Origin of the sequence: Rathayibacter sp. AY1D1, from assembly GCF_002932635.1 — a bacterium.
Classification (GTDB): domain Bacteria; phylum Actinomycetota; class Actinomycetes; order Actinomycetales; family Microbacteriaceae; genus Rathayibacter.
In genome coordinates, this window is the sequence record NZ_PSVY01000024.1 from 37,862 (window position 1) to 53,802 (window position 15,941).

Genomic DNA, 15,941 nt, shown 5'->3' on the forward strand with positions numbered 1-15,941 from the left:
GATGACCAGGAACATCAGAGTCGGTATCGCAGCTGTCGCCGTCGCGGGCGTGATGGCGGTGGCACCCGTGCTCGCCGGTGCGAGCAGCGTCGCTCCGGCCGCGGCGACCAGCGACTCCAGCAGCGCGTCGGACAGGAACCTGATCAACGCGGTCCGCTCCGTGGCGGCGAAGCTGCGGGTCGTCGGACTCTCCGACGGCGGCACGAAGCTCGTGCAGTTCAACCCGACCAAGCCCGGCAAGGTCACGAACCGCGTCGCCGTCAGCGGCCTGACCGGCGGCGACACCGCGCTCATCGGCATCGACTACCGCGTCCAGGACGGCGCCCTCTACGGCGTCGGCGACAACGCGGCGAGCGCCGGCGTCTACTCCATCAACCCGTCCACCGGCGCGGCCACCCAGGTGACCCGTCTCACCGTGGCGCTGAGCGGCACCTCCTTCGGCGTCGACTTCAACCCCGCCGCCAACGCGCTCCGCGTGGTCAGCGACACGGGCCAGAACCTCCGTCAGCCGTTCGCCACCGCGGGCGCCGCGACGGTCGCCGACGGCACGCTCAGCTACGCCGCGCCCGCCGTGGCCACCGGTGTCGCCGGGGCCGCGTACACGAACAACGACCTCGACGCGAACAGCGCGACCACCCTGTTCGTCCTCGACACGGCCCTCGACCAGATCGCGATCCAGTCCCCGGCCAACGCCGGCACCCTGGCGCCGACCGGGAAGCTCGGCCTCGACGCAGCGGGTGCGACCGGCTTCGACATCTACTCCGTCCTCCGCAACGGCAGCTCCATCGGCTCGGTCGGCCTCGCCGCCGTCAACGGGTCGCTCTACGAGATCGGACTGCTGAACGGAACGGCGACTCCGCTCGGCGCCATCGGCGCGGACGTCACGGACATCGCCGTCCCGCTCGTCCAGCGCTGACCCGAAAGGCTCCCGGCGACCGCGCCCCTGCCGACCGACGCTCCCGGTGAGCGCCGGTCGGCAGGACGCTCCGGCGGGCCGCCGGGGCCGAGAGCCCTCGTCGGAAAGTTCACTCAGCTATGCATCACCGTTCACCCACCGACGCGGCGATGAGGAGTGAGATGAGCGTGCCCCTTTCCGGGGTCTCACCTCTCAAGGAGTCCACGACGTGACACGACTGTTCCGCTCCGCGAATCGCGGACGCTCCGCTCTGGCCCTCTCGGCCGCTGCTCTGGTCTGCGCCGCCGCCCTGGCCGCACCCGGCGCCGCCACTGCTGTCGGTGCCGCCGACCTCTCCGCCACCGGCGGAGCCGCCCGCATCTCCCCGGTCGACGCCGACCTCTCCGACTCGCTGCGCGCAGCGGTGAAGGAGCAGGACGCGAAGAACGTCATCCTCCTCATCGGGGACGGCATGGGCGATTCGGAGATCACCGTCGCCCGCAACTACCAGTACGGAGCGGCCGGCCGCTTCCCCGGGATCGACGCCCTGCCGATCACCGGCCAGTACACGACCTACTCGCTCTACCGTGCGGACGACCCGGCGACGGGCGCCGTCAAGGGCGCCCCGGACTACGTGCCCGACTCCGCCGCCACCGGCAGCGCCTGGGCCACCGGCACCAAGACCTACGACAATGCCATCTCGGTCGACATCGACCAGCAGCGCAAGGACACCCTCCTCGAGATCGCGAAGGCGAACGGCCTGAAGACCGGCAACGTCACCACCGCCGAGATCCAGGACGCCACCCCGGCCGTGCAGGCCGCCCACGTCGACGCCCGCAGCTGCTACGGACCCGACAGCGCGAGCTGCGGCGACGACGCGCTGGAGAACGGCGGACTCGGCTCGATCAGCGAGCAGATCCTCGACACCCGCGCCGACCTGACCCTCGGCGGAGGCTCGGCCAGCTTCGCGCAGGTCGCCCGCGCCGGCGACTGGAGCGGCGAGCCGCTGTTCCAGCAGGCCGCGGAGCGCGGCTTCCAGGTGCTCGGGGACGCCACGACTGCCGCCACCGCCGCGCAGCTCGACGCGCTGACCGTCGCCGACCAGGACGCGCCCGTGCTCGGACTGTTCAACTCCGGCAACCTGCCCGTCCGCTACGCGCCCACCCCGGCGACGGTCGGCGGAGCGGACGCCGCCCCGCAGACCTGCGTCGCGAACCCCGACCGTCCGGCCGAGCAGCCGACGCTCCGCTCCATGACCGAGAAGGCGATCGACCTCCTCGACACGGGCGACAAGGGCTTCTTCCTCCAGGTCGAGGGCGCGAGCATCGACAAGCAGGACCACGCCGCGAACGCGTGCGGCCAGATCGGCGAGACCGTCGACCTCGACGAGGCCGTCCAGGCCGCGCTCGCGTTCGCCGAGGCGGACGGGAACACCCTCGTCATCGTCACCGCCGACCACGCCCACTCCAGCCAGATCGTCGACTCGACCCCGCCGACCTCGCTCAGCACCGCGCTGAAGACCGCCGACGGCAGCACCATGAAGGTGTCGTACGGCACGGCCGCCGAGGGCGGATCGCAGCAGCACACCGGAACGCAGCTGCGCATCGCCGCCTACGGGCCGGGCGCGGCGAACGTCGCCGGGCTCACCGACCAGACCGACACGTTCTTCACCATCACGAACGCGCTCGGAGTGGACCGCGACATCCGCTCGATGAGCTTCGGAGCCACCGCCGAGCTCTCCGGCTCGTCGTTCGCCCCCGGAGCCGACGTCACCCTCACCGCGAAGGGCTTCAACGGGGACACGCAGCTGATCGGCTCCGCGCCCCTGTTCACGGACCGCACCGCGACCCGCGACCTCGCCGGTGGCGGCCTCACCGTCACGGCGAAGGCGCCCACCACGCCCGGCGACTACAGCGTCACGGTGACCGGCGACCAGACCGGCAAGGCGATCACCCTGCCGTTCACCGTCACCGAGCGGCCGAAGTCGAGCACCCCCATCACCGACAAGGTCAAGGACCTCGGCGGGAAGCTGATCGATAAGATCCGCCAGCACTGAGCACTCGTCGGCCCGGCTCCTCTGGAGGAGCGAGGGCCGACGGAGTCGCAGGAAGGGCCGTCCCTCGGGGCGGCCCTTCCTCGCGTCGGGGGGGTGTCGGCACGACCGAGCGGGCCGGGTGAGCCCGCCGTTCGATCAGGACGCGTCGGCTCCCGGCGACTCGCGACGCGGCACGGCCCCCGCGCGATGCACGATCGAGCGGATCAGCGCTTCGAGCAGGAGCGGCGCCCCGGCGAGCGCCACCGAGGCGGCGACGACCGACTCCGTCCAGGGCGTGGTGTCGTACGACTGGGAGCCGACGAGCGCGGGAGCGATCGCGAACGTCGCGACGAGGTAGCCGGGCAGCGTCGATCCGATCAGGAGGACGAACGACGCTGCGCGGAGGGGCGACGTCCTCGCCACGAGGACCGCGAGCGCGAGAAGAGCGGTGGGCGCGACCAGGCCCAGCACGACCGCCGGGAGCATCGCCTGCAGGATCGTCGGTGCGCCGAGGATCCCTGACAGGACCGCGTGCAGGCCGAGGCAGCCGAACGCCGCGGCGACCACGGTCCGCATCACCGCGACCGGGCGCCGCCGTCCCGGACCGACCGCGGCGAGGACGGCGAGAGCGACGAGGAGGTGCCCGATCCCGAGCAGCTGCGCTGCCGATCCGACGTTCTCCCACGGATCGGCGGGCCACGAGTAGTCGTACCGGTGGTCCTCGATCGCCTGCTCGCCCAGGATCGGCCCGGCGACGGCCCAGCGCTGGACGGCTGCGAGCTGCTGCAGCCCGGCCGAGGCGAGCAGCAGGGCGCCGGCCACGAGGATCCGGCTCGAGCTCCGCTCTCGGGCTCCGGGACGTCCTGACTCCGCTGCTGTCATGCGGCCACGGTAGGGGCCGGGCCGTCCGGCACGGGTGGCCGGGAGGAGAACGTCTCGCCGCGATCGGTCCGCGCGAGACGCCTGCGCGCGATCCGGCGGGACCGCCCCCGGGCACCGGTGGGGGATGCTCCGCGGGGGACGAGACGAGGCGACGCGTCCTCCGCGCACCGGCCCCTGCCCTGTTGCGGACATGTCCGCTAGAGGCTGTTGTCGGCGGTGGGACCGGGTGCCACTGTTCGGAGACGGCCGCCCACGGTCGACCCGATCGAAGGCTCCAGCATGCGCTCTCCCTCCGCCTCCCGCCCGACCGACCCGGACGCCGGTACGGCCCGCTCGACCCCTGAGCGGAGGACGAGGCCTCGGCCGGCGCTCGGCCTGCTCGCGCTGACGGCGACCGTCGCGCTCCTCCTCGGGACCACGGCTCCCCTGTCCGCGGTCGCCGCGGCTCCCGCTGCGACCGGTGTCGTCGGCTGGGGTGACGACTCCAGCGGGGAGGTCACTGCGCCGGCTGGGCTCACCGACGCGACGGCGATCGCCGCGGGCGGCTCCCACAGCCTCGCCCTGCGCAGCGACGGCACCGTCGCCGCCTGGGGCGAGGACAGCAGCGGGCAGGCCACCGTGCCGACCGGTCTGGACGACGTCGTCGCCGTCGACGCCGGCGTGAACCACAGCCTCGCCCTGCGGAGAGACGGGACCGTCACCGCCTGGGGCGACGACGGCGACGGGCAGGCCACAGTGCCGGACGGGCTCGCCGACGTCACCGCCATCGCTGCCGGCGGCTACCACAACCTCGCCCTGCACGGCGACGGGACCGTCACCGCCTGGGGATACGACTTCTACGGCCAGGCGACCGTGCCGGACGGGCTCAGCGGAGTCGTCGCCATCGCCGCCGGCCGATTCCACGACCTCGCGCTGCACCGCGACGGCACCGTCACCGCCTGGGGAGACGACGCCTTCGGGCAGACCGACGTGCCCCCGGGACTCACCGGCGTCACCGCCGTCTCCGCCGGAGCCTCTCACAGCCTCGCGCTGCGCTCGGACGGGACCGTCGTCGCCTGGGGCAGCGACAGCGACGGCCAGTCCGATGTCCCCGACGGCCTCGCGGACGTCACCGCCGTCGCCGCCGGCGGGTACCACAGCCTCGCTGTGCGCCGCGACGGCACCGTCACCGCCTGGGGCTACGACGGCTTCGGAGAGGCCTCCGTGCCGGCGGGACTCACCGGCGCCACCGCCGTGTCCGGCGGCAGCTTCCACAGCCTCGCCCTCGGCGCTCGGCCCGTCTTCACGGCCGACGCCCCTCCGGCGACGGCGCCTCTCGGAACGCCCTTCTCCTACACCTTCGCCACCGGCGGCGCGTCGACGTTCGAGCTCGCCTCCGGGTCCCTCCCGGCCGGCCTGACCCTCACCTCCGCGGGCGTCCTCTCCGGCACCCCGACCGTCGAGGGAGCGTCCTCCTTCACCGTGTCCGCCCGCACCACCTTCGGCACCACCACCGGCACGCCCCACACCCTCACCGTCGGACCGGCGGCGACCGCTCCGACCCTCTCGGGGACGGCCGCGGCCGGCGTGGTCGGCTCCGCCTACGACTTCACGTACACGGCGACCGGATCCCCGGCGCCGGTCGTCACCGTCGCGTCGGGCACTCTGCCTCCTGGGCTCGCCCTCGACGGCTCGGGGCGCCTCACCGGTACTCCGACCACCGCGGGGACGTACGGCTTCACCCTCCGCGCGGTGAACCCGGCGGGCACCGTCGAGGCGGCGAGCACGCTGACCGTCTCTCCGCAGAAGGCGACCACGAGGGCCGACCTGCGCGTCGACGTCTCCGCTCCGACCACCGCGGTGAAGGGGAGGACGTTCACGTACACGCTCATCACGAAGAACGCCGGACCCTCCGCGTCGACGTCCGTCTACTCGAAGGTGATCCTCCCCCCGACCGTGCAGTTCGAGTCCGCCACGGGCTCGTACAGCCGCATCGGGAGCATCGTGATCTTCCCGCGCTCGAGTCTCGCGAACGGGCAGACCGTCACCGAGAGGATCACCGTCACGGCCACGCGCACCGGCACCGCGACCGCCTTCGCCGCCGCGTTCTCGGTCAGGACACCGGACCCGTCGATGCGCAGCAACGCCGACAACGCCGCGACGACCGTCCGCTGACCGCGGGCGCAGGAGGACAGCGGGCGGGCCTCCGGGATCGCCCGACGTCTTGATCCGCGAGGTACGGATGCACCCGGAATCCCCGTTCACCGGCGCCCGACCCGCGGAGGGGGCGGCTAGAGCACGTCCGCGATCGCGGCGAACGTCCTGTCCGGGTCCTCGAGCTGCATGTCGTGGTGCACGCCCGGGAGCCGGCGCACCTGCCAGCCCCGCTGCTCGAGCCGCGCGGCCAGGGCGTCCGGCAGCACCGCCGGCGACTGGTCGGAGAGCACGACCGTCGACGGGACCGTCGGCGCCTCGACCGGGACCGGGTGGAAGGCGACGTCCCGGAACACGCCGACGGCCATCCGCGCGTCGAACCGCTTCTTCGCGTCGTCGAGGAGCGCGCGGGTCTCGGGGCTGTAGGCGGCGCGGACCGCGGCGCCCGCCCGCGCCTGTCCGAGCTGAGCGAGGCCGAGCGACAGGAGCGGCACCGCCCAGAACAGCCGTCCGGCGAGGCCGCTCGTCGGCAGCGACAGGGCGAACCCGGGATCGAGGTAGACGGCCCGGCCGGGCGCGAGTGCGGCGACGGCGCGCTGCAGCACCGCGCCGCCGAGCGAGTGGCCGACCACGCTGTCGAGCCCCGCCGGCAGCGACTCGACCAGATCAGCGGCCATGTCGTCGATCCGGTACGACTCCGCCCGCGGGCTCGCGCCGTGCCCACGCAGATCGACGGCCGTGACCGTGTAGCGGCCGGTCGCGACGAGCCGCTCGACGAACGGCCCCCAGGTCGTCGCCGACGCGCCGAGACCGTGCACCAGCCCGACGTGTCGTGGTCCGGATCCGGTGGTGAGGGTCTGCAGGCGCATCCCCTGATCCTGCCGGAGACGGCGCCTGAGGCGGAGGCGCCGGGCGGATGCGGAGCCTGCTGCTGCACCCTCTGCGTCGACGATCGCGCCACATCTCCTGCCATCGAGGTGTGCGCTCTTGACTCCGCCGATGAGCGCTGGGAGGTTCTCCGGATGCGGTGGCACTCCGCCGTCCGCCCGAGCAGCCGGCCGAAGAGAGGACCTCCATGACAGCGACGAGCAGAGCCACGGGAACGGTCGGCCGGACCGCCGTCGTCTTCGGGGCGGCGGGTCTCGTCGTCGGGGCCGTCGTCGGCGGAGCCGCCGTCTTCGGAGCGGGGCTCCTCCTCGACGACTCGAGATCGAGGATCACGATCCGGGACGTCACCCGCGCGGAGCTGGACGGACTCGAGCGCGCTGCCGCTCCGAGCAGGGAGGCCTGCGGAGATCGTCGTGGGTGCGTGGAGGGCGTCGACGGGCCCGGGGCGTCGATCCACCGCTACCACTCCCTCGATCTCGCGCGGCAGGCGACGGTGTACAACACGAGGGACGTCTACCGGTCGGACCGGCTCGTCGTCGAGTTCGAACCGGATCTGGGCCCCGATGAGCGGCACGACCTGATCCAGGTGATCGAAGGGACCTGGACCGGGAGCAGCGACTGACGGGCGTGAAGCGAGCCGCACGGACGGCGTCGACGAGCGACCGGAGGGCGGGGCCCTCGACTACTCGCTCAGCGCCGATCCTCCCCCGGAATGCCCACCGGACAGGGGCCTCCGCAGGGGGTCCGCTCGGGTGCGGTCCGGGCCTACGCTCGCCCCATGCACCTCCGCACGGTCGCGATCAGGCCCGGCACCGCCGCCCTCGCGCCGGTCGGCGCGCCGCCTCGGACCGCGCTGGACGACGTGCTCGCCCACCTGATCGCGGCGCTGGCGATCGGATCCGGCCTGCTGCTCGTCCCGGCGGGCGTCGGCGGAGTGCCGCTCCTCGCCACCGGATCGACCGGAGCGAGCGCCTTCGAGGCGTGGGCGCTGATCCGGACGACGGTGGCCCTGCAGATCGGCATCGCCGTGCTCGCGATCGGTCTCGGCGCCGTGGCGCGGACGCGCGGACCCGCGGGAACCCGGGCGGAGCGCTGGTGCGTGGTCGCCGCGGTGAGCGCCGCGATCGGCGTGGTCCTGCTGGTCGTGCCGCCGGCCTGAGGAGCCTCCGGAGAGCGACGACCACCGGCCCGTCAGAATCGCCGCGCCCGGCCGTGACCGAACCGTCACCTCGCGCCGCGCGGCGTGATCGGATCGTTGCAGGATCCGGCACCGGCTGAGGTTCCGCATAGGACACACTCGGCCACAGGGGGCGATCGTCCCCCGCTCATGGGGAAGCCGACCGCGATCAGCGGCTCGGAGAAAGCAGGAATCGTGCGTTCTGCGCGACGACGCCACGGCGTCACCATCATCACCACTGCGGCACTGCTGGGGGCGCTCGCGTTCCCGTCCGTCGCCCTGGCCACCGAGGTCGTCCCTGACGCCGCCTCGAGCCCCGCACCGGCCGAGCCGGCTCCCACCGCGGAGCCGACCGCGACTCCGGAGCCCACGGCGACGCCGCAGCCGGCCTCGACTCCGGCGCCCACTCCGGCTCCGACCACCGCGCCCGTCGAGAGCGCGCAGTCGCCCCTGGCGATCGCCCTCGACCGCACCACCTACGAAGCGGGCTCGGCGTTCTCCGCGATCCCCTCGGCGGAGGGCTGGGCCGGCGGCCTGGACGTGTCCGGGACCGGTTTCCAGCCCGGCACCGTCGCCGTCGTCGTGCTCCGCGACGGCGCCTCGGAGGAGGCCGTCACCACCAGCGTGATCACCGCCTCCGGCGAGCTCCGCCTCCAGGACTGGCTCCCCACCGACGCGGACGGCGTCGCGGTGGACCCCCACCTCCCGCTCCCCGGCGAGACGATCTCCGTCGTCGCGGAGGGACTCGACGCCTCGGGCGCCCGTGTCGCCTCCGATGCCGTCGAGCTGACCGTGACGCAGCCCGACACGAGCGTCGTCTTCCAGAACCGGGAGGACGGCGGGGTGCTCCCGGCCGGTGCGGACATCCAGGTCGGAGAGTTCCGGATCCACGGCGTCGTCGCCTCGTTCCGCGGATTCGACCGCGGCGAGGACGTGTCCGTCACGCTCACCGCGCCCGACGGCAGCACCTCCGCCCTCGTGCCCCCCGCGCCGACCCCGCTCTCGGGCGAGGCCTTCGTCCTGCTCGACGCCGACACCATGGCGGACCAGCTGGGCACCTTCTCCGTCACCGCCACGGGAGAGACCAGCGGACGCTCCGTGACGTCGTCGCTGGAGCAGGTCCCCTCGCGCACCGCGATCCGGATCTGGCCCCAGGGGGCTTCGCCCGAGCCCGCCCCGGCGGACGGACAGCCCACCAGCGGTGGCGCTCTCCTCGGCTTCGGCGCGGACGAGACCGTCTCGATCGGCGTCTTCTCGACCTCGGGTGCGCGCCAGACGCTCACGGGCGGCGGCTCGAGCCTCGAGGTCGGCGTCGACGGGCTCGGCTGGAGCCTGATCTCCCTCGGCGAGTACCCTCTGCAGGACCCGGCGAGCGAGATCTACTGCGTCATCGCCCGCGGCACGTCGAGCGGTCTCGTGGCGAGCACCTCCTACGACTACACGCTGACGGAGGAGGACCCGATCGCCGGAGAGGCCGACTGCTCCGCCGCGGTCGCCGCCGTCACGGCGCACCCTGCCGGCGCCGGGCCCGCAGTGCACCCGGCCGGCTCCGGACCCGCGGCGCAGACGGGCGGCCACCGCCCCGTCCTCGCCTCGACCGGCGTCTCGACGACCGCGCCGCTCGCCCTGGCCGCCTTCGGCATCCTCGGCGGTCTCGCCCTGACGGTGCTCCGCCGCCGCCGCGCGTAGACGGCCGCGCACCGCGCACGACGAAGGCGCCCGGGCACACCGCCCGGGCGCCTTCGCCGTCGCGAGACCTGTCGGGTCAGTCGGACGGCACCGCGCAGGTCTCCTCCGCCGCGGTCTGACCCGGAGCGTCGACGGCGACGGGAGCGGGATCCGTCGGAGCCGCGCCGCCCTCCGCGGGCGTCTCCGCCGCGGGCGCCTCCTCCGCCGGAGCGTCGGACGCGAGGGTCACCGGCTGGTCGTTGAGGACGCGGCTCATGAGCTCGGCGCCGACCTCGGCGTTCGGCACGACCTTGCCCGGGTAGTCCGGGTCGTCGAGCGCCGGGTACTGCACGAACACCATCTTCGAGAGGTCGACGTCCTTCAGCGCGAGGGCGAGCGAGATCATCGTCGCCGGGCTCGTGAGCGACGTCGACAGGTGCACGTTCGACGAAGTCGCCTGCGCGAGTCCGTAGAGGGCGGGGATGTTCGAGAGGGTGTCGGCCGAGCGGACGGTGCGCATCAGGGAGGCCAGGTACTGCTGCTGCGACGAGATGCGGCTGAGGTCGCTCTGGTCGCCGACGCCGTGGCGGCTGCGGAGGAACGAGAGGGCCATCGACCCGGAGACGGTGGAGGTGCCGGCGGGCAGGTCCAGGCCCGAGTCGGTGTCGAGGATCGGACCGGTGAGGCAGATCGGGACCCCGCCGACGGCGTTGCTCATCTCGATGACGCCGTTGAAGGACACCCAGCCGGCGTAGGGCACCGTCAGGCCGGTGAACTGCTGCAGGGTGTCGTTGACGCAGGCGAGCCCGCCGTACTGGAACGCGGAGTTGAGCGGGACGCCGGCGGCCGCCTCGGTGACGACGCCCGTCTCGGGGTCGGTGCACGCGGGACGGTCCAGGATCAGGTCGCGCGGGAAGCTGATCACCGTCGCGCTGCGGTGGTCGGCCGAGACGTGGAGCAGGATGTTGACGTCGTTGAGCGTGTCGTCGCGGACGCCGAAGGAGTCGCCCTGCGTGGCGTCGTTGTCGGTGCCGACCACCAGGACGTCGAAGCCGCCCTCGACCGCGCCCATCTGCACGTTCCCGGCGGTGGGAGGAGCGACGCCGAGGTCGACCGCGTTGTCGGCGACGTTCCGGCTGATGCTCACCGTCGCGATCGCCACGAGCGAGGTGGCGCTGACAGCGAGGACGCCGACCACCGCCGCGATCCCGACCACCACTGTCCGCACCCCGGACCGCCGCCGGAGCCGCCCGTGCCGCACCGCGCGCTCGTGAACCCTCATGCGCTCCCACCCCTCGCCCCGCCCGCCCGTTCGCCGACGCAGTCGCTCGCCAGTGTAGGCAGGCCCCCTCCGATGCGGCGCGGAACGGCCCTGCTACCGTCGTGCGCGCATCGAGGAGCGGAGGAGGAGCCGTGGAACGCCGAGTCGTCGATCCCGTCACGCAGATCGAGTGGATCGTCCCGCCGTTCGCGACCGAGGAGGACACCCTCGCCCGCGCGCGGGCCGATCGGGAGGGGCGGCTCGCCGACCTCCGCCTGTACCCGGACCACTGCGCGGAGTATCCGCTCTGGGCGGTCGACGGCCCGATCGACGATCCGGGTGCGATCGGCGTCCCGGAGGCCCTGCACGGACCGCTGCTCCGCTGGCAGGAGCTCTGGGCGTCCGGATGCGACGTGTTCGAGGGCTGGAGGAGCGCCGAGGCGGAGGAGCGCTGGCTCGCCCTCGGCCGGGAGCTGCACACCGAGCTCGAGGCCGCCCTCTGGCTGACGACCCGGGTGCTCGCCTGCTTCTGAGGACTGCTGCTCGGACATCCGCGGGAAAGCCGGCGCAACCCGTCCCCGGACCGGCCCCTGCGTGCCTACCCTGGACGGTGCGCTCTCCTCGTCTTCTGCAGCAGGTCGTCGGCAAGCTCGGCGGGCAGCGGCCCGCGGCCCCGGTGAGCCGTCGAGCGCAGCGGGCGCTCCTCGCCGAGCAGACGGTCCGCGGAGTGCTCGAGCTGGCCGTGCGGCTGGGCGAGACGCTGCTCTCGCTGGGGTCCGCGGCAGCCGAGGTGACCGAGACGATCCAGCGGGTGTGCCGCGCCTACGGCATCGAGTGCCAGGTCGACCTCACCTTCACGTCGATCCTGGTCGTGCACGACGGAGGCGACGACTCCCCCAGCGTGAGCGTGCTGCGCGTCGTCCCCTCCCGCAGCGCCGACTACGAGCGGCTCGCCCGCGTGACGGCGCTCGTCACCGCCATCACCGAGGGCTCGCCGGAGGTGCGGGTCGCCGACGCCGTCGATTCCGCCGAGGCCCGCGAGGAGGCCCGGCACCAGTTCGAGGCCGCGCACGACCGGCTCGACGCGATCCTCGTCCAGCCGCACCGCTACCGCCGCGGAGTCGTCACCCTCACGCTCGCGCTGATGGCCGCGGGCGTCGCGCTCCTGCTCGGGGGCGGACCCCTCGTCGTGCTCCTCGCCGCCGCGACGGCAGCCGCGATCGACCTGGTCAACCAGCTGCTCGCCCGCTGGGGCCTGCCCGCCTTCTTCCAGCAGATCGCGGGCGCCGCGCTGGCGACCGGAGTGGCGGTGGTGCTGCTCGCGGTCGTGCCGCGGCTGCCCGTGGAGCTGGCGGTGCTGCCGCCCGCGCTCGTCGTCGCGTCGGGGGTGGTCGTGCTCCTCGCCGGGCTCTCGTTCGTGGGAGCGGCGGACGACGCGATCAACGGGTTCCCGATCACCGCGGGCGGCCGGCTGCTCGAGGTCGGGCTGCTGACGCTGGGCATCGTCGTCGGCATCGCCGTGGTGCTCGACGGCGCGCGCTCGCTCGGGGTCGAGCTGGTGCTGGTCGACTCCTACGCCCGCCCCTGGCCGGCGGCCGTGCAGGTGCTCGGCGCCGGGGTCGCGGCCGGCGCCTGGGCGCTCTCGTCGCACACCCCGCCGCGGCCCGCGCTCATCGCCGCCCTCACCGGAGCCGGCGCGTTCCTCGTCTCCGACTCGCTGACCACCTCGGGCTTCGCGCCGCTCATGGCCAACGCCCTCCCGGCGCTGGCGATCGGCCTGCTCGGCGAGATGCTGGCCGAGCGGATGCGGGTGCCCGCCGTGGTGACGACCGCGTGCGCGATCGTCCCCCTCCTGCCCGGCCTCACCCTCTACCGCGGCGTCCTCGGCCTCACCTCGAACGCCGGCCCGAGCGCCGGGATCGAGCTCCTGCTCCAGGCGGGCATGATCGCGCTGGGCCTCGCCGGCGGAGTCACGCTCGGCCGGATCGCCTACCGCCGCCTGCGCACCCCGATCGTGCGGGCGGTGGCGCCGGTCCGCGCCCGGACCCGCCGGGACCGCGGGATCGAGCAGGCCCTCGCCGCCGACGTCCTCTACCCCGACGGCGCCGAGGCCGGGCAGGCGGACACCGCACAGGACGCCACGGCGTCGGGCAGCGGATCCGGCCTCACGGCGTCCGACCCGTCGGCGCCGGCCGCGGTCGACCCCGCACCGCTGCCCGACGAGCCGACGCCGGCCGCCGAGGAGCCGTTCACCCGCACCGGGATCGTCCCGATCGTCAGCACGATCGGCGTGACGGAGCCGGTGCCGATCGTCACCGAGGAGGATCCGGCCGACCGGGGCTGACGACAGGGCCTGCTCCCGCGGCCGGCTCCTCGCCGCAGAGGGAGGCGCCCCGCCGGTCAGTCCGCGCCGCCCCGCACGACGGCGGTCCGGCGGGTGTCGATGACGATCACCGAGCCGAGCACGATCAGGGCGAGCGACACCGAGGCGAGCGTGTCGGTCAGCCAGTGGTAGCCGAGGTAGAGCCGCGCGACGATCTGGCCGGCGATCATCCCGAGCGAGAGCGCGAAGCCCCCGATCATCCAGCTCCGGGAGGAGCGGCGGGAGGCGAGGAGGAACGTGGTGATCAGGAAGAAGTCGCTCACGCCGGTGACGTGGCCGGAGGGGAACGAGAAGGTCCCGTCGGGCCCGAGCAGCATGTACTCGACCGGCGGGCGCATCCGCATCACGAGGTGAGCGGCCAGCTGCACGCTGAGCATCCCGACGAGCATGCCGCCGGCCAGGAGGATCGGCCGCCAGAGGTGCCGCGCGAGGACGAACCAGAGCACGAGCACCGCCAGGATGATGACCGGCAGGTAGACCGGCCCGAAGACGGTGGCGAGCGCGTCCATCACGACCGTGCCCTCGGCGGAGCGCTTCTCGCGGAACCACTCGGCGACGACCGGATCGAGGACGGTGAGGCCGGTGGCGCTCGCGACCTGCGCGGTGAAGGCCGCGAAGAGGACGACGCCGACGCCGATGAGGCCGAAGCCGGCCCGGTCGAGGCCGCGGCGCGCCTCCGGGGCCATCACGCGCTCCTCCACGAGGAACCGCTGGTGGAAGCGGGCGCGGCGCGAGAGGGCGGGGGTGCTCATCCGCTCACCCTAGGGCTGCGGAGGCGCCGCCGACCGGGCCGTTCGCTCAGCGTCCTGCCGCGTAGTGCGTCTGGATCTGCTCCGGCGTGAGGACCGTCGAGTACACCGCGGCGTAGCGCAGGCTCCCGCCGAAGTACGAGGAGCCGACGTTCGGCCACTGGCCGCCCAGGCTGTCGTATCCGATCTTCCAGGTGCCCGTCGTGTTCTCGGCCGTGCGGTACGTGCTGTTCGAGGCGACCTTCACGCCGTCGACCCAGAGCGCGATGCCCGCCGTCGGCGAGAGCGTGGAGACGACGTGGTGCCAGAGCCCGTCGTTGACGGCTCGGGTGCTCGTGATGGTCTGCGCGGCGCCGTTGTAGACGCCGAAGACGAGCTTGCCGTCGGCACCGATGTAGGTGTGGCGGTCGTACTGGCCGCCGGGAGCGGTGGCGCCCGCGCTGAAGCTGAAGAGCTTGCCGCCGGCGTTCGTGGTCTTGAACCAGATCTCGGTGCTGAAGGTGCCGGGGTTCCTGATCTCCAGCGGCGTGCTCAGGTACTGGTTGGTGCCGTTCGGCGTCCACGAGCCGCCCGCGTCGCGCGGGCAGGCCTTGGGCGTCGCGGCGGAGCTGACCATCGCGGTCGGGAAGAGGCTGGTGGAGCGGTAGGTGCCCGGGTACTGGCCGGAGTCCGTGTCGGGCGCGGTCGTCGATCCGCTCGGCTGCGCGAGCGTGTAGGCGAAGAGCGCGGCCCCGCGGTCGGCGGCGAGGGCGCCGTCGCAGGTGAAGAACGCGGCGGCGCTGCCGACCGTGTTGGTCGAGTTCAGGATCGAGGCGGTGTACGCGCCGGAGGTGGCAGGGGCGGTGAGCAGCACGGCGGCCAGGGCGGCGGCGGCGAGGGCGGCGACGACAGACCTCGGGCGGGCGAGGAGGGTGCGCAGCCGCGCGGCCGGCGAGGCGGCGGAGAGGCGGTGCCGGCTCATGCCGTCTCCTCCTCGCGGGCGGCGCGGCGGCCGCGCTCGGCGGTCCGCTCCGGCTCGCCGGGGAGACCGACGAAGACCGTGTAGAGCACCGGGATCGCGCAGAGCAGGACGAAGAGGACCCAGCCCCAGAACGGCAGGTGCAGAGCGGAGGAGAGGGCGTAGGCGTCTCCGTCGTGCGCCGGGATCTGCAGGCGGCCGACCTGTCCGGAGACCAGGTCCACGGGGTCGGCACCCTCGGCGCTCACGCGGATGGGGAGGACGCCCGTCGAGACGAGCGTGGCGTTCGTCGTGCCGCTGTCGACCGTGGCCTCGAGGACGACGATGCCGACGAGCGGGCGGAGCACGAAGACGGTGACGGACGCGACGAGCGAGAGGCCGAGGATCCGCATCGACGCCCGCTGGGTGGGCGAGGCGATGAAGCGGGTGAGCAGCTGCACGAGGACGGCGCCGATGATCAGCAGCGGCAGGCCGCGCACGAGCCAGCCGAGCACCGGCAGCGCCGTGGTGACGACTCCGATGAGCTGGTCCTGGCCGGTGGCCCACGGATCGACGGCTCCGTTGATGTCGCCCTGGGTGCGGAGCGTGCCGTCGTCCGCGATCTCGACGACCCGGTGGGTGTAGGTCTCGTCGGGCGTGGTGGTGGGGTGGAAGCTGACCGCGTCGCCGACCCGGACGTCCTCGAGGGCCGTCGGCTCGGTGAGGACGAGGGTGCCGGCCGGGGCGGCCGTACCCATGGAGGGCGTCTGCACGATGAACCAGCGTCCGCCGGACGCGTGGAACAGGAGCGCCGCCGCGACCAGGACGGCCAGCAGAGCGGTCGTCGTCCCGATCAGGGCGGTGCGGAGGAGGGACCGGCGGGGGCGCTCCAGTTCCCCGCGTCCGGCGGACGCTGGTTCATCGTGCAGACGC

The 15,941-nt window shown here is 73.7% G+C and carries 14 protein-coding genes; 8 read left to right on the forward strand and 6 right to left on the reverse strand.

Translation table 11 applies throughout. The features are described 5' to 3' along the window. The first annotated feature begins 1 nt into the window (after window position 1). Together C5C56_RS13640 and phoA are read left to right on the forward strand one after the other, a co-directional pair. Window positions 2-916, forward strand: coding sequence for a DUF4394 domain-containing protein (locus tag C5C56_RS13640; RefSeq protein ID WP_219813767.1), 915 nt, complete (start codon window positions 2-4; stop codon window positions 914-916). A 208-nt stretch (window positions 917-1,124) separates the two neighbouring features. Beyond that, complete coding sequence (phoA, locus tag C5C56_RS13645) at window positions 1,125-2,951, forward strand: alkaline phosphatase (protein ID WP_258065679.1); 1,827 nt, start codon at window positions 1,125-1,127, stop codon at window positions 2,949-2,951. 135 nt (window positions 2,952-3,086) lie between these two features. On the opposite strand, the gene C5C56_RS13650 is transcribed toward phoA, so the two are convergent. Continuing rightward, a complete protein-coding gene (locus C5C56_RS13650) occupies window positions 3,087-3,812 on the reverse strand; it encodes a hypothetical protein (RefSeq protein WP_146081503.1) in 726 nt (241 codons plus the stop codon). 279 nt (window positions 3,813-4,091) lie between these two features. On the opposite strand from C5C56_RS13650, the gene C5C56_RS13655 reads away from it, so the two are divergent. After that, window positions 4,092-5,966 carry a DUF11 domain-containing protein gene (locus C5C56_RS13655; RefSeq protein ID WP_104319787.1) on the forward strand — a complete coding sequence of 625 codons (1,875 nt, stop codon included), beginning with the start codon at window positions 4,092-4,094 and terminating at the stop codon, window positions 5,964-5,966. 116 nt (window positions 5,967-6,082) lie between these two features. On the opposite strand, the gene C5C56_RS13660 is transcribed toward C5C56_RS13655, so the two are convergent. Further along, window positions 6,083-6,814, reverse strand: a complete 732-nt coding sequence (locus C5C56_RS13660) for an alpha/beta fold hydrolase (RefSeq protein WP_104226554.1) — start codon at window positions 6,812-6,814, stop codon at window positions 6,083-6,085. 206 nt (window positions 6,815-7,020) lie between these two features. Here C5C56_RS13660 and C5C56_RS13665 point away from each other — a divergent pair, with 206 nt between their 5' ends. From C5C56_RS13665 to C5C56_RS13675, 3 genes are all read left to right on the forward strand, one after another. After that, window positions 7,021-7,455: a hypothetical protein gene (locus tag C5C56_RS13665; protein ID WP_104226555.1), complete on the forward strand. Its 435-nt coding sequence runs from the start codon at window positions 7,021-7,023 to the stop codon at window positions 7,453-7,455. Between the two features lie 156 nt (window positions 7,456-7,611). After that, the gene (locus C5C56_RS13670; protein ID WP_104262235.1) at window positions 7,612-7,992 is read left to right on the forward strand and encodes a hypothetical protein; all 381 of its coding nucleotides are present in this window, start codon (window positions 7,612-7,614) and stop codon (window positions 7,990-7,992) included. 168 nt (window positions 7,993-8,160) lie between these two features. Continuing rightward, window positions 8,161-9,699, forward strand: coding sequence for an LPXTG cell wall anchor domain-containing protein (locus tag C5C56_RS13675; protein ID WP_104247127.1), 1,539 nt, complete (start codon window positions 8,161-8,163; stop codon window positions 9,697-9,699). Between the two features lie 76 nt (window positions 9,700-9,775). Here C5C56_RS13675 and C5C56_RS13680 read toward each other — a convergent pair whose 3' ends face one another. Further along, on the reverse strand, window positions 9,776-10,960 hold the full coding sequence (locus tag C5C56_RS13680; RefSeq protein ID WP_146078973.1) for an LCP family protein: 1,185 nt from the start codon (window positions 10,958-10,960) through the stop codon (window positions 9,776-9,778). A 131-nt stretch (window positions 10,961-11,091) separates the two neighbouring features. Here C5C56_RS13680 and C5C56_RS17530 point away from each other — a divergent pair, with 131 nt between their 5' ends. Next, window positions 11,092-11,472, forward strand: coding sequence for a hypothetical protein (locus C5C56_RS17530; RefSeq protein ID WP_104324363.1), 381 nt, complete (start codon window positions 11,092-11,094; stop codon window positions 11,470-11,472). A 77-nt stretch (window positions 11,473-11,549) separates the two neighbouring features. Continuing rightward, entirely contained in the window at window positions 11,550-13,283 is a 1,734-nt protein-coding gene (locus C5C56_RS13690; RefSeq protein ID WP_146086489.1) for a threonine/serine exporter ThrE family protein, read from the forward strand. Between the two features lie 56 nt (window positions 13,284-13,339). Here C5C56_RS13690 and C5C56_RS13695 read toward each other — a convergent pair whose 3' ends face one another. The 3 genes from C5C56_RS13695 to C5C56_RS17975 form a co-directional block, all read right to left on the reverse strand. After that, complete coding sequence (locus C5C56_RS13695; protein WP_104319789.1) at window positions 13,340-14,074, reverse strand: phosphatase PAP2 family protein; 735 nt, start codon at window positions 14,072-14,074, stop codon at window positions 13,340-13,342. Window positions 14,075-14,120: 46 nt separating this feature from the next. Further along, complete coding sequence (locus C5C56_RS13700; RefSeq protein ID WP_104247132.1) at window positions 14,121-15,032, reverse strand: LamG domain-containing protein; 912 nt, start codon at window positions 15,030-15,032, stop codon at window positions 14,121-14,123. Further along, a partial coding sequence (locus C5C56_RS17975) for a S26 family signal peptidase (RefSeq protein ID WP_104319790.1) occupies window positions 15,029-15,941 on the reverse strand: 913 nt, incomplete at its 5' end. The genes C5C56_RS13700 and C5C56_RS17975, both read right to left, overlap by 4 nt.

Excerpts from the sequence above, each read along its gene's own strand:
- C5C56_RS13640 (WP_219813767.1), top strand. The coding sequence starts at position 2 with ATGACCAGGAACATCAGAGTCGGTATCGCAGCTGTCGCCGTCGCGGGC.
- C5C56_RS13650 (WP_146081503.1), bottom strand. The coding sequence starts at position 3,812 with ATGACAGCAGCGGAGTCAGGACGTCCCGGAGCCCGAGAGCGGAGCTCG.
- C5C56_RS13655 (WP_104319787.1), top strand. The coding sequence starts at position 4,092 with ATGCGCTCTCCCTCCGCCTCCCGCCCGACCGACCCGGACGCCGGTACG.
- C5C56_RS13660 (WP_104226554.1), bottom strand. The coding sequence starts at position 6,814 with ATGCGCCTGCAGACCCTCACCACCGGATCCGGACCACGACACGTCGGG.
- C5C56_RS13665 (WP_104226555.1), top strand. The coding sequence starts at position 7,021 with ATGACAGCGACGAGCAGAGCCACGGGAACGGTCGGCCGGACCGCCGTC.
- C5C56_RS13670 (WP_104262235.1), top strand. The coding sequence starts at position 7,612 with ATGCACCTCCGCACGGTCGCGATCAGGCCCGGCACCGCCGCCCTCGCG.
- C5C56_RS13675 (WP_104247127.1), top strand. The coding sequence starts at position 8,161 with ATGGGGAAGCCGACCGCGATCAGCGGCTCGGAGAAAGCAGGAATCGTG.
- C5C56_RS13680 (WP_146078973.1), bottom strand. The coding sequence starts at position 10,960 with ATGAGGGTTCACGAGCGCGCGGTGCGGCACGGGCGGCTCCGGCGGCGG.
- C5C56_RS13695 (WP_104319789.1), bottom strand. The coding sequence starts at position 14,074 with ATGAGCACCCCCGCCCTCTCGCGCCGCGCCCGCTTCCACCAGCGGTTC.
- C5C56_RS13700 (WP_104247132.1), bottom strand. The coding sequence starts at position 15,032 with ATGAGCCGGCACCGCCTCTCCGCCGCCTCGCCGGCCGCGCGGCTGCGC.